This window comes from Leifsonia sp. HAY1-4F (genome assembly GCF_056755275.1).
The window spans coordinates 1-13,314 of record NZ_JBNDHX010000101.1; the positions used below are offsets into that span (position 1 = coordinate 1).

Annotated in this window: 11 protein-coding genes and 1 pseudogene; 8 read left to right on the forward strand and 4 right to left on the reverse strand. The window is 68.3% G+C overall.

The genetic code is table 11. From position 1 onward, the window contains the following. From ACPYOG_RS15910 to tkt, 3 genes and pseudogenes are all read right to left on the reverse strand, one after another. Positions 1-982: pseudogene (locus ACPYOG_RS15910) on the reverse strand (glucose-6-phosphate isomerase); the annotation flags it as partial. Further along, positions 979-2,103: a transaldolase gene (gene tal / locus ACPYOG_RS15915; protein WP_481295150.1), complete on the reverse strand. Its 1,125-nt coding sequence runs from the start codon at positions 2,101-2,103 to the stop codon at positions 979-981. The pseudogene ACPYOG_RS15910 and the gene tal, both read right to left, overlap by 4 nt. 46 nt (positions 2,104-2,149) lie before the next feature. Beyond that, a complete protein-coding gene (gene tkt, locus ACPYOG_RS15920) occupies positions 2,150-4,243 on the reverse strand; it encodes a transketolase (RefSeq protein ID WP_481295151.1) in 2,094 nt (697 codons plus the stop codon). Positions 4,244-4,586: 343 nt separating this feature from the next. Here tkt and ACPYOG_RS15925 point away from each other — a divergent pair, with 343 nt between their 5' ends. Further along, positions 4,587-5,507 carry a heme o synthase gene (locus tag ACPYOG_RS15925; protein WP_481295152.1) on the forward strand — a complete coding sequence of 307 codons (921 nt, stop codon included), beginning with the start codon at positions 4,587-4,589 and terminating at the stop codon, positions 5,505-5,507. 62 nt (positions 5,508-5,569) lie between these two features. Then, positions 5,570-6,130, forward strand: a complete 561-nt coding sequence (locus ACPYOG_RS15930) for a GNAT family N-acetyltransferase (protein WP_481295153.1) — start codon at positions 5,570-5,572, stop codon at positions 6,128-6,130. On the opposite strand, the gene ACPYOG_RS15935 is transcribed toward ACPYOG_RS15930, so the two are convergent. After that, positions 6,104-7,045 (reverse strand): COX15/CtaA family protein, encoded by a 942-nt coding sequence (locus ACPYOG_RS15935; protein ID WP_481295154.1) that lies wholly within the window; start codon positions 7,043-7,045, stop codon positions 6,104-6,106. The genes ACPYOG_RS15930 and ACPYOG_RS15935 overlap by 27 nt on opposite strands. Before the next feature lie 302 nt (positions 7,046-7,347). On the opposite strand from ACPYOG_RS15935, the gene sufB reads away from it, so the two are divergent. The 6 genes from sufB (at position 7,348) to ACPYOG_RS15965 (ending at position 13,203) form a co-directional block, all read left to right on the forward strand. Then, entirely contained in the window at positions 7,348-8,766 is a 1,419-nt protein-coding gene (gene sufB, locus ACPYOG_RS15940) for a Fe-S cluster assembly protein SufB (protein WP_090038220.1), read from the forward strand. After that, complete coding sequence (sufD, locus tag ACPYOG_RS15945) at positions 8,763-9,968, forward strand: Fe-S cluster assembly protein SufD (protein WP_481295155.1); 1,206 nt, start codon at positions 8,763-8,765, stop codon at positions 9,966-9,968. Before sufB ends, sufD begins: the two co-directional genes overlap by 4 nt. Next, entirely contained in the window at positions 9,968-10,315 is a 348-nt protein-coding gene (locus ACPYOG_RS15950; RefSeq protein ID WP_090038226.1) for a non-heme iron oxygenase ferredoxin subunit, read from the forward strand. Before sufD ends, ACPYOG_RS15950 begins: the two co-directional genes overlap by 1 nt. Positions 10,316-10,317: 2 nt before the next feature. Continuing rightward, a complete protein-coding gene (gene sufC, locus ACPYOG_RS15955; RefSeq protein ID WP_481295156.1) occupies positions 10,318-11,112 on the forward strand; it encodes a Fe-S cluster assembly ATPase SufC in 795 nt (264 codons plus the stop codon). A 60-nt stretch (positions 11,113-11,172) separates the two neighbouring features. Beyond that, positions 11,173-11,502 carry a metal-sulfur cluster assembly factor gene (locus ACPYOG_RS15960; RefSeq protein ID WP_090038233.1) on the forward strand — a complete coding sequence of 110 codons (330 nt, stop codon included), beginning with the start codon at positions 11,173-11,175 and terminating at the stop codon, positions 11,500-11,502. A gap of 102 nt (positions 11,503-11,604) precedes the next feature. Beyond that, positions 11,605-13,203 carry an ABC-F family ATP-binding cassette domain-containing protein gene (locus ACPYOG_RS15965; protein WP_481295157.1) on the forward strand — a complete coding sequence of 533 codons (1,599 nt, stop codon included), beginning with the start codon at positions 11,605-11,607 and terminating at the stop codon, positions 13,201-13,203. Positions 13,204-13,314 lie beyond the last annotated feature (111 nt).

Below are 13,314 nucleotides of genomic sequence, written 5' to 3' on the forward strand. Positions count from 1 at the left end.
GGATCTCGCCCTGGTGCCGGTCGGCCGGGAACAGGTGGTGCGCCTCGGCGTTCGCCACCAGGCGGACGACCTGCAGGTCGGCGGGCTTGGACTCCAGCTCGGGAGCGAGCGGGTCGAGGACCACGGGAAGAAGTCCGGTGCCCTCCTTGCCGGTGGACTCGGCGATCAGCTGCTCGGCCCAGTCGGCGAAGCCGACGATGTGGGTCCCGTCCGCGACGATGCCCAGCTTGTCCTTCAGCGGGCTCGTGCCGGCGATCGCAGCGCCCAGCACGAGGCCGGGGTTCTGCTCGTTGTCGACGGCGAGCTCGATCTGGGTCGCATCCGCCTCGTCCAGCAGCTGGGCGATGTCGACGCCGGCAAGGCCCGACGGGACGAGGCCGAACGCGGTGAGAGCCGAGTAGCGGCCGCCGACGTTCGGGTCCGCGTTGAAGACGCGGTAGCCGGCCTCGCGAGCGGACTGGTCGAGCGGCGATCCGGGGTCGGTGACGACGACGATCCGCTCGCGCGGGTCGATGCCGGCATCCTGGAACCACTTCTCGTACACGCGGCGCTGGCTGTCCGTCTCGAGCGTCGAGCCGGACTTGGAGGAGATGACCACAGCGGTCGCCTCCAGCCGGTCGCGCAGCGCGGCGAGCACCTGGCCGGGGTCCGTGGAGTCGAGCACCGTCAGCTCGGCCTCGGCGGTCAGGGTGATGACCTCCGGTGCCAGCGAGGACCCGCCCATGCCGCCCAGGACGATGTGGTTGACGCCCTTGGCGTGCAGCTCCTCGCGCAGGGCGACGATCTCTGGCACGAGCGGCCGCGAGATGGAGACGGCCTCGGTCCAGCCGAGACGCTTGCTCGCCTCGGCCTCGGCCGCCGGCCCCCAGAGGGCCGGCTCGAGCGCCGTGATGCCGGACGCCACGCGGTCGGCGACCAGCTGCGGGACGACGGTGCGGACGGCCTCGGCCGCCGCACCGGTCACGTGGATGCGGAAGGTCACTTGGCTGCTCCCTCGAGAGCGTTCTTCACGGTCTCGACGAGCTCGCCCCAGGAGACGTTGAACTTCTCGACACCCTCGCGCTCGAGCGTCTCGGTGACGTCGTCGTACCCGATTCCGAGCGCGGCGAGCTTGTTCAGCACGTCGTTGGACTCGGCGTAGGTGCCGGTGACGCTGTCGCCGGAGATCTTCCCGTGGTCGAAGGTCGCATCCAGCGTCTTCTCGGGCATCGTGTTGACGGTGTTCGGGGCGACGAGCTGCTCGACGTAGAGGGTGTCGGGCAGGTTCGGGTCCTTGACGCCGGTGGACGCCCACAGCGGACGCTGCTCGTTGGCGCCGGCCTGCGTGAGGAGCTTGGCCCGCTCGGTGGCGAACGTCTGCTCGTACACCTCGTAGGCGAGGCGGGCGTTGGCGATGCCGGCCTTGCTCTTCAGCGCGGTGGCCTCGTCGGTGCCGATCGCCGTGAGGCGCTTGTCCACCTCGGTGTCGACGCGCGAGACGAAGAAGGACGCGACCGAGTGGATGCCGGAGAGGTCGATGCCGGCCTCCTGGGCCTTCTCCAGACCGGTGAGGTACGCGTCGATGACCTGGCGGTAGCGCTCCAGGCTGAAGATCAGGGTCACGTTGACGCTGATGCCCGCCGCGATCGTCTCGGTGATGGCCTCGAGGCCGGCCACCGTCGCGGGGATCTTGATCATGACGTTCGGCTTCTGGATCTTCGCCGAGAGCGTCTGCGCGGCGGCGATGGTCGCCTGCGTGTCGTGGGCGAGCCCGGGCTCCACCTCGATGGAGACGCGGCCGTCGACACCGTTCGAGCGCTCGAACACCTCGTGGAAGATGTCGCTCGCCTGCGAGACATCGGCGGTGGTGATCTCGAAGATCGCCTCGTCGACGCTCGCACCGGCGGCGGCCAGCTCGCGGACCTGCTCGTCGTACGCCGCGCCCTTGGAGAGGGCGGAGGCGAAGATCGTCGGGTTGGTGGTCACGCCGACGACGTTCTTCTCGGCGATGAGCTTCTGGAGGCTCCCGGTGTTGATGCGCTCACGCGAGAGGTCGTCCAGCCAGATGCTGACGCCGGCGGCGGACAGGGCGGCCGTCGGGGTCTGGGTGGTGGTGTCAGTCATTTCTGTTTTCTCCACTAGTTCTGTCTTGTAGTCGTGGTGCCCGGAGTCAGAGAGACGCGAGCGATTCCTTCGCGGCGGACACGGCGTGCTCGGTGGTCATGCCGAACTCGCGGAACAGCGTCTTGTAGTCGGCCGAAGCGCCGAAGTGCTCGATGGACACGCTGCGACCGTGGTCGCCGACGATCTTGTCCCAGGCGAGCGACGAGCCGGCCTCGATCGAGACGCGGGCCTTCACGCCGGCGGGCAGCACCTGCTCGCGGTACTCGGCGGGCTGCTCGGCGAACCACTCCAGGCTCGGAGCGGACACGACGCGGGCGTTGACGCCCTCGCCGCGCAGCACCTCGCGGGCCTCCAGGCCGATCTGCACCTCGGAGCCGGTCGCGATGAAGATCACGTCCGGGGTACCGCCCGGCGCCTCGGCCAGGATGTAGGCGCCCTTGGAGACGTTCTTCGCGGAGGCGAGGGTGTCGCCCTCGGCGTCGCCGTCGCCGCGCTCGAACACCGGGATGTTCTGGCGGGTCAGCGCGATGCCGGCCGGACCGTTGCGGCGCTCGAGGATGGTCTTCCACGCCCAGGCGACCTCGTTCGCGTCGCCCGGGCGGACGACGGTGAAGTTCGGGATGGCGCGGAGCGTCGAGAGCTGCTCGATCGGCTGATGCGTCGGCCCGTCCTCGCCGAGGGCGACGGAGTCGTGCGTCCAGACGAAGATCGACGGGATGTTCATGAGCGCCGACAGGCGGAGCGACGGACGCTGGTAGTCGCTGAAGATCAGGAACGTGCCGCCGAAGGGACGCGTCGGTCCGTGCAGCACGATGCCGTTGATGATCGCGGCCATGGCGTGCTCGCGGATGCCGAAGTGCAGCACGCGGCCGTACTTGTTGCCCGTCCACTCGTGGGTGGAGCGCTCCGACGGCACGAACGACGCCGCGCTCTCGATGGTGGTGTTGTTCGACTCGGCGAGGTCGGCGGAGCCGCCCCACAGCTCGGGCATCACGGGGGCGATGGCGTTCAGCACCTTGCCGCTGGCGGCACGAGTGGAGACATCCTTGCCCGGTTCGAAGACCGGGAGCGCGCTCTCGAGCTCTTCCGGGGTGGCGCCGCTGAGCAGGCGGTCGAGCAGCTGCTTGCGCTCGGGGTTCGCCTCCGCCCAGGCGTCGAAGCCCTTCTGCCACTCGGCGCGCTCCCCGGCGCCGCGCTCGATCGCCTTGCGGGTGTGCTCGATGACCTCGTCCGCGACCTCGAAGGTCTGCTCGGGGTCGAAGCCGAGCACCTCCTTCACGGCGCGCAGCTCGTCGGCGCCGAGCGCCGACCCGTGGATCTTGCCCGTGTTCTGCTTCTTCGGCGACGGCCATCCGATGATCGTCTTCAGGATGATGAGCGTCGGCTTGTCGGTGACGGTCTTCGCGTCCTCGATCGCAGTGAAGAGCTCCTCGACGTCTTCCTTGTAGACGCCGGTCTTCTTCCAGTCGACGACCCGGACGTCCCAGTGGTACGCCTCGTAGCGCGCCTTGACGTCCTCGGTGAACGCGATGTCGGTGTCGTCCTCGATCGAGATCTGGTTGCTGTCGTAGATCGCGATGAGGTTGCCGAGCTCCTGGTGGCCGGCGAGCGACGACGCCTCGGAGCTGACGCCCTCCTCCAGGTCGCCGTCGGAGGCGATCACGTAGACGTGGTGGTCGAACGGGCTGGTGCCGGGAGCGGCGTCCGGGTCGAACAGGCCGCGCTCGAAGCGCTGCGCATATGCAAAACCGACGGCGGAGGAGATGCCCTGACCGAGAGGTCCGGTGGTGATCTCCACGCCGTCGGTGTGTCCGTACTCGGGGTGGCCGGGAGTGAGGGAGCCCCAGGTGCGGAGCTTCTTCAGGTCGTCGAGCTCGAGTCCGTAGCCGCCCAGGTAGAGCTGGATGTACTGCGTGAGCGACGAGTGGCCGGCCGAGAGGATGAAGCGGTCACGTCCCAGCCAGTGCTGATCGCGCGGGTCGCGGCGCATCACCTTCTGGAAGAGCAGGTAGGCCGCCGGAGCGAGGCTCATGGCCGTGCCGGGATGCCCGTTGCCCACCTTCTCCACCGCATCGGCCGCGAGAACGCGAGCCGTGTCTACCGCCTTGTTGTCAATGGGATCCCACTGCAGTGCTGCCACGTGAAAACTGACCCTTCGTAGATTGGCTACATAAGTGCCGGCAAAGGTCGTCTGGGTACCCGCACCGGTTTGGTAGTGCGCGCCGTGGACGTCATCGGCGCCGGGCCTGCCTCCGTCGCCGTCCTGCGAATCGGACGGGTGGAGTGGGGGCCTCGGCTGGCGAGCATCTCCAAGTATAGAGAACACGCACGAAGCGTGGGGTGTTCCCCCAGCCCACTTGTGTCATATGCGGACACGGAGTACCGCCGGCTGTACTCCGCCGTTTCTCCCGGCCCCACCTCTACGTGTCGTAGACTTGAGCGGGGTCGCCGGGCCCCCAGCCACCGACACGACATGAGGAGCAATGGACGTCGCCGTAGAGAGCCGTGTCGCACCGGACCGCATCGGCCTCGTCCGCAAGGCGAAGGCGTACATCGCCCTCACCAAGCCGCGCGTCGTCGAGCTGCTGCTGGTCACGACGGTCCCGACGATGATCCTCGCGGCGAACGGCATCCCGAACCTCTGGCTGGTGCTCGCGACGGTCGTGGGAGGCTACATGAGCGCGGGGTCCGCCGGCGCGTTCAACTGCTACATCGACCGCGACATCGATCGCGTGATGCGCCGGACCCGGAACCGTCCGCTCGTCACCGGAGAGCTCTCCGACCGCGAAGCGCTCGTCTTCTCCTGGGCCCTCGGCATCGCCTCCGTGCTGGTCCTCGGATTCTTCACGAACTGGCTGGCGGCGGCCCTCTCGGTCGCGGCCATCCTGCTCTACGTCGTCTTCTACACGCTCATCCTCAAGCGCCGCACCCCGCAGAACATCGTCTGGGGCGGCATCGCCGGCTGCATGCCCGTGCTTATCGGCTGGGCGGCGGTCACCGGATCGCTGGACTGGCCGCCGTTCATCCTGTTCGGCATCATCTTCCTTTGGACACCACCGCACTACTGGCCGCTCTCGATGAAGTACCGCTCCGACTACCAGGAGGCGGGCGTCCCGATGCTCGCGGTCGTGCGCGGGCGCTCGGCGGTCGGCCTGCAGGTCGTCCTGTACGCCTGGGCGATGGTCGCCTGCTCACTGCTGCTGATCCCGGTCGGGCACATGGGCCTTGTCTACACGGCGGTCTCGCTGGTCGCGGGCGGCTGGTTCCTCTACGAGTCGCACCGCCTCTACAACCTGGCGATCCGGCACGCGAGCGTGTCGCCGATGCGCGTCTTCCACGGGTCGATCGCCTACCTGACGCTGATCTTCCTCGCGGTCGCCATCGACCCGCTGCTGCCCTTCTGATCGCGTCGTAACGATCCCGCCGCAACCGGCATCGGCCCCTGCCGGCGGAGTTACCATCAGGCATGACGGATCGGCTGCCGACGGCGCGCCTCGAGACCGAGCGCCTGATCCTCGACGTCCCGGCGGAGGACGACATCCCGGACGTCCTGGAGGCGTGCCTCGATGCCGCCACGCAGCTCTGGGTCCCGCTCCCGTCGCCGTACACGCGAGAGAGCGCCGAGTTCTTCGTCCGCAGCTACTGCCCGCACGGCGTCGCGAGCGGCGACTTCCACGTGTGGGCGCTCCGGCCGCGAACCGGCGGGCGCATGCTCGGGGTGGTCGAGGTGCGACGCGACGAGGGGCCAGGCTCGGGGACCGTCGGTTGCTGGTCCGGTCCGTGGGGGCGGGGGCACGGCTACATGCGGGAGGCTCTGCTGGCGGTCACGCGGCACGCGCTCGACCCGGCCGGTCTCGGGTTCGACCGGCTGCGCTGGGTGTACGTGCCCGGCAACGACCCCAGCAGGCGGCTGGCCGAGGCGGCGGGGTTCGGCTTCGGCGAGAGCACGGACCGTGCGGTCACCTTGCACGGCGAGACCCTCGCAGCGCGGGTGGGGACCCTACGCCGAGACGACGTCGGCGGCTGAGTCCGACTCGACGTCCGCAGCGGGCGCCGGTGCCGTGAGCGCCATGATCACCGCGGTCATGACCGCGGCGAGTGTCGCGGCGAGCGTCATGTGGATGCCGACGAGGATCTCAGGAAGGCCCGTGTCCGCCTGGATGAGCCCCACCGCGATCTGCACCAGCTCGATCGCGAGCATCAGCCGGGTGAAGCGACGCAGCGGCGCCCCGCCGAACCGGAACGACCCGGCGACGAGGAGGACGGTCAGAGCGAAGGTGAGGTAGGCCGGGATCGCGTGGACGTGCTCCAGGATCTCCGGGTTCAGCCCGCTGCGCGGGGTGTTCTGATCCCCGGCGTGCGGGCCGGCGCCTGTCGTGACGATCCCCATGGCGATGGTGAGAGCGACCACGACGCTCGTGACGTACGCGAGCGCTGCGTACCATCCGGGGACGGTGGTGACGCGCCGGCCGGGAACCGCGTAGACGCGGACCACGAACACGGTGGTCAGGGCGACCAGCACGATCGAGATGACGAAGTGGATGCCGACGACCCACCAGGTGAGGCCGGTGAGCACGGTGATCCCGCCGATGACCGCCTGGAGCGGCACGCCGAGGCCCGCGATGAGCGAGATCCAGAACAGGTCGCCGCGCGAGCGGTAGAGCTTCACGACGGCCAGGAACGCCGCGATCGCGAGGACCGCGAGCACACCGCCCAGCATCCGGTTGCCGAACTCGATGACGCCGTGGATGCCCATCGCCGGCGTGTTGACGAACGAGTCGGCCGTGCACCTCGGCCAGGTCGGGCAGCCGAGGCCGCTGCCGGTCAGCCGGACAGCGCCTCCTGTGGTGACCAGAAGAATCTGCGCCGCGAGGTAGACCCACGCGATCACCCGGGTCCGCCCATCCACTCGGTCCGGCAGCCAGGCGGTGATGCGCTTCATGATTTCGGGGCTTCCTCGGGGTCTGGATGCGGATACTCGGGCAACGCGCAGGCGTGGCTCTACTAATACCGCGCCGCACCTGTAGAATTGGTGGGTTCGAGGAACGCGCCATCGTGCGCGTGCCAACGGGCGGATTCCTCCGCTCGTGGCCGGGGCATCGCGGCCCGTGTCCACGGACATTTTAGGTCCGCACACCAGCCACCCGCACAATCTGGACGCTCGAGCGACCGGCATCAGCCGTGCGCACGAGGGGAATGAGCCGGACTGATATCCGGTTACGAGTGGTAGGAAACGAGGTAGAAATGTCAGACATCCTGATCGACCGGCCTGAGCTCGCCTCCCTAGGGCAGTACGAGTTCGGCTGGGCGGACTCCGACGCTGCGGGTGCCTCCGCGCGCCGCGGACTCTCGCCCCAGGTGGTGAAAGACATCTCGGGGCTGAAGAACGAGCCCGATTGGATGCTGCAGCGCCGCCTCAAGGCGCTCCAGCTCTTCGAGCGCAAGCCCATGCCGACCTGGGGCGCCGATCTGTCGGAGATCGACTTCGACAACATCAAGTACTTCGTCCGCTCCACCGAGAAGCAGGCGCAGAGCTGGGAAGACCTTCCCGAGGACATCCGCAACACGTACGAGAAGCTCGGCATCCCGGAGGCGGAGCGCCAGCGTCTCGTCGCCGGCGTCGCCGCGCAGTACGAGTCCGAGGTCGTGTACCACCAGATCCGCGAGGACCTCGAGCAGCAGGGCGTCATCTTCCTCGACACCGACACGGCGCTGCGCGAGCACCCGGAGATCTTCCAGGAGTACTTCGGCACGGTGATCCCGGCCGGCGACAACAAGTTCGCGGCGCTCAACACGGCGGTCTGGTCCGGCGGCTCGTTCGTCTACGTCCCCAAGGGCGTCCACGTCGAGATCCCGCTGCAGGCCTACTTCCGCATCAACACCGAGAACATGGGCCAGTTCGAGCGGACGCTGATCATCGCCGACGAGGGCAGCTACGTCCACTACATCGAGGGCTGCACGGCGCCGATCTACAAGTCCGACTCGCTGCACTCCGCGGTCGTCGAGATCATCGTGAAGAAGAACGCCCGTGTGCGCTACACGACCATCCAGAACTGGTCCAACAACGTCTACAACCTGGTCACCAAGCGGGCCACGGCGGGCGAGGGCGCGACCATGGAGTGGATCGACGGGAACATCGGTTCCAAGGTGACGATGAAGTACCCCTCGATCTACCTGATGGGGGAGCACGCCAAGGGCGAGACGCTCTCGGTCGCGTTCGCCGGCCCGGGCCAGCACCAGGACGCGGGCGCCAAGATGATCCACATGGCGCCGTACACGCAGTCGTCGATCGTCTCCAAGTCGATCGCGCGTGGCGGTGGCCGCGCCGGCTACCGGGGCGAAGTGCGGGTGGATGCGGCAGCGCACCACTCCGCGAACACCGTCCGCTGCGATGCCCTCCTGGTCGACACGATCTCGCGGTCGGACACCTACCCGGCCATCGACATCCGGGTGGACGATGTGCAGCTCGGCCACGAGGCGACAGTGTCGCGCGTGAGCGAGGAGCAGCTGTTCTACCTGATGTCGCGCGGGCTCCCGGAGGACGAGGCCATGGCGATGATCGTCCGCGGCTTCATCGAGCCGATCGCCCGCGAACTCCCCATGGAATACGCACTCGAACTCAACAAGCTCATCGAGATGGGCATGGAAGGCTCTGTCGGATGACGCAGATCGAGACGACGACGACCACCCCGGCCGCCCCCGCCCCGAAGCACCTGCGTGCGCCGGTCCCCGTCCAGAGCCGCGCCGAACGGTTCACCTCGACCGAGGTCGCGGACTTCCCTGCGGTGACCGGCCGGGAGCCGATGTGGAAGTACACGCCGGTGGCGCGCCTCCAGGAGCTGATCGCCGGTGAGCTCGACGGCTCGCCGTACGTGTACGACGCGACGGCGGCTCCGGGTGTGACCACATCCTGGATCGGCCGGGACGACGCCCGCATCGGCACGGCCGGAAAGCCGGAGGACCGCGCGTCCGCCAACGCGTGGACGGCTTTCCAGCAGGCTCTGCTCGTTCACATCGGAACGACGATGACCGGAGACCACCGCGAGGTGACGCTCACCCGCTCCGCCCTCGGCGGCAGCCCGCGTGCCGCTCACACCGTGGTCGAGGTGGCTCCGGGAGCCACGGCGACGCTCATCCTGCAGAACACGGGGTCGGCTCACCTGGCCGAGAACGTCGAGTTCCTGCTGGGCGCCGATTCCGATCTCACCGTCGTCTCTCTTCAGGAGTGGGACGACGACGCGCTGCACGTCGCCGCCCATTTCGCCGAGGTCGGTGAGGGCGCCCGCCTCAAGCACGTCGCGGTGACCCTCGGCGGCGGTGTCGTGCGACTCAACCCGTCCACGCACCTGGTCGGGGCGCGTGCGGACGCCGAGCTCCTCGGCGCGTACTTCGCCGACGCCTCCCAGCACCTCGAGCAGCAGGTGTACGTCCACCACGACGGCCCGGAGACCCGCAGCCGCGTGACGTACAAGGGTGCGCTGCAGGGCCAGGGGGCACGCACGGTGTGGATCGGCGACGTGCTGATCGGGCCGAAGGCCGTCGGCACCGACACCTACGAGCAGAACCGCAACCTCGTGCTCACGGACGGCGCCCGCGCCGACTCCGTGCCGAACCTCGAGATCGAGACGGGCGACATCGTCGGCGCCGGCCACGCCAGCGCGACCGGCCGTTTCGACGACGAGCAGCTGTTCTACCTGCAGTCGCGCGGCATCCCCGAAGAGGAGGCGCGGCGCCTCGTGGTGCGCGGGTTCCTCTCCGAGATCGTGCAGCAGATCGGGTCGCCCGCGCTCCAGGAGCGGCTGCAGGCCAAGATCGAGGACGAGCTCCAGACGACGTCGGTCACAGCCTCCGGGGCCGAGCACTGATGGCGGGGCAGCGGATCGGCGCGGCCGCGGAGCTGGTGGAGAACCAGGCGACGCGGGTCGTGCTCGACGGCATCCCCATCGCGGTCGTCAAAGACTCGGGCGGCGAGATCCACGCCATCGGCGACACCTGCACGCACGGCGAGATCTCGCTGTCCGAGGGCTTCGTCGAAGACCAGACGCTGGAGTGCTGGGCGCACGGCTCGCAGTTCTCCCTCGTCACCGGCCAGCCCCTCAACCTCCCGGCCTACGAGCCGGTCCCCGTCTTCTCCGTCGAGATCATCGACGGGGACGTCTACATCGACCCCGCTGTCATCATCAGCGCGAACGGCACGAAAGAGATCCAGTAACCATGTCAGTCCTCGAGATCCGCGACCTCCACGTCACCGTCGAGACGGACCAGGGCACCAAGCCCATCCTGAACGGCGTCGACCTCACCATCAACGAGGGTGAGATCCACGCGATCATGGGCCCGAACGGCTCCGGCAAGTCGACCCTCGCCTACACGATCGCCGGCCACCCCAAGTACACCGTCACCAAGGGCACCATCACGCTCGACGGCGAAGACGTCCTCTCGATGACCGTCGACCAGCGGGCGCGCGCCGGGCTCTTCCTGGCGATGCAGTACCCGGTCGAGATCCCCGGCGTCACCAACACGAACTTCCTGCGCACCGCCAAGACGGCGATCGACGGCGAGGCGCCGTCCATCCGCACCTGGGTGAAGGATGTCCGCGAGTCGATGAACGCGCTGCGGATGGACTCCTCGTTCGCGGAGCGCAACGTCAACGAAGGGTTCTCGGGCGGCGAGAAGAAGCGCAACGAGATCCTCCAGCTGGAGCTGCTCAAGCCGAAGTTCGCCGTGCTCGACGAGACCGACTCCGGTCTCGACGTCGATGCCCTCAAGATCGTGTCGGAGGGCGTCAACCGCGCCGAGGCGAACACCGGTCTCGGCATCCTGCTGATCACGCACTACACGCGGATCCTGCGCTACATCAAGCCGGACTTCGTGCACGTCTTCGTCGCCGGCCGGGTGGCGGAGCAGGGCGGCCCGGAGCTGGCCGACCGCCTGGAGGAGGAGGGCTACGACCGCTACGTCGACGCCCCCGAGTCCGCGTCAGCCTCGGCTGCCGAGCTGGCCGAGGCCTGAGCCGAGCCCGGCCGTCACACACTCCGAGAGGTAGTCTGTGTTGAAAGAAGGAATCCGATCATGCCCGCCACGCTGAGTCCCGCGCTCTTCGACCAGGTCGAAGAGGCGCTGAAGAACGTCATGGATCCCGAGCTCGGGATCAACGTCGTCGACCTCGGGCTGATCTACGACCTGGCCTGGGACGACGAGAACAACGCCCTCATCATCTCGATGACGCTCACGAGCGCCGGCTGCCCGCTGACCGACGTGCTCGAGGAGCAGACCGCCGAGGCGCTCGACGGCATCGTCGAGGCGTTCCGCATCAACTGGGTGTGGATGCCGCCGTGGGGTCCCGACCGGATCACCGACGACGGCCGCGACATGATGCGCGCGCTCGGCTTCGCCATCTGACAGACTCTCCCCGCCATCCATTCCCCGCCTGATCCGGCGCACGTCCCGCGTGTCGCCTGATCGGACGAGGAGCGGATGGCTGCTGAACGAAATGGAACAACTGTGCTTGCCGTGCAGGGTCTTGAACTGCGCGTAGGCGCACGCCTCCTGATGGAGGACGTCACCTTCCGCGTCGCCGACGGCGACAAGATCGGGCTCGTCGGGCGCAACGGCGCCGGAAAGACGACCCTGACCAAGGTGCTCGCGGGCGATCTGCTTCCGAGCGCCGGGAAGGTCGACCGCTCCGGCGAGCTCGGCTACCTGCCGCAGGACCCGCGCTCCGGCAACCTCGACGACCTGGCTCGCACGCGCATCCTGGACGCCCGCGGGCTCGGCTCCGTGGTGCTGGAGATGCAGCAGGCGACGCACGACATGGCGAGCCCCGAGTCGTCCGTGTCCGAGGCCGCCATGAAGAAGTACGGCCGGCTGGAGGAGCGCTTCCACCTGCTCGGCGGGTACGCCGCCGAGGCCGAGGCCGCCTCCATCGCATCCAACCTGAATCTGCCCGACCGCATCCTCGAACAGCCGCTGAAGACCCTCTCGGGAGGCCAGCGCCGGCGCATCGAGCTGGCGCGCATCCTGTTCTCGGATGCCCGCACGATGATCCTCGACGAGCCGACCAACCACCTCGACGCCGATTCCGTCGTGTGGCTGCGCGAGTTCCTCAAGAACTACAGCGGTGGCTTCATCGTGATCTCGCACGACGTGGAGCTGGTGGGCGAGACGGTCAACCGCGTCTTCTATCTGGATGCGAACCGTCAGGTCATCGACATCTACAACATGGGCTGGAAGCACTACCAGCGCCAGCGCGCCGCCGACGAGGAGCGCCGGAAGAAGGAGCGGGCGAACGCCGAGAAGAAGGCGGGAGCCCTTCAGCTGCAGGCCGCCAGGTTCGGCGCCAAAGCGACCAAGGCGGCGGCGGCGCACCAGATGGTGGCACGTGCCGAGAAGCTGCTGGCCGGCCTCGAGGACGTGCGCCAGGTGGACCGCGTCGCCAAGCTGCGCTTCCCGACGCCGGCGCCGTGCGGCCGCACTCCGCTGCAAGCAAGCGACCTCTCCAAGAGCTACGGCTCCCTGGAGATCTTCACGGCGGTGGACCTGGCGATCGACCGCGGCTCGAAGGTCGTCGTCCTCGGCCTCAACGGTGCAGGCAAGACGACCTTGCTCCGGATGCTCGCGGGCGTGGACAAGCCGGACACGGGTCAGGTGGAGCCCGGCCACGGCCTCCGCATCGGCTACTACGCGCAGGAGCACGAGACCATCGACGTCGAGCGCAGCGTGCTCCAGAACATGGTGTCGGCTTCGCCGAATCTGACCGAGACCGAGGCGCGGAAGGTGCTGGGCTCGTTCCTGTTCACCGGGGACGACGCGCACAAGCCGGCCGGCGTGCTGTCGGGTGGCGAGAAGACGCGTCTCGCGCTGGCCATGATCGTCGTGTCGGGCGCGAATGTGCTGCTGCTCGACGAGCCGACGAACAACCTCGACCCCGCGAGCCGGGAGGAGATCCTGGATGCGCTGGCGCACTACGAGGGCGCCGTCGTCCTGGTCAGCCACGACGAGGGTGCGGTGGAGGCGCTGAACCCGGAGCGCGTCCTCATCCTCCCCGACGGCGTCGAGGACCACTGGAACCGCGACTACCTGGACCTCATCTCCCTCGCCTAACCCCGCGCTAACTCCCCACCGTCGAGTACACAAAGAGTGCACGCTTGTGGGGCTCTGAGCGTGCAGTCTTTGTGCTGTCTCTTATACACATCTGACGCTGCCGACGACGGA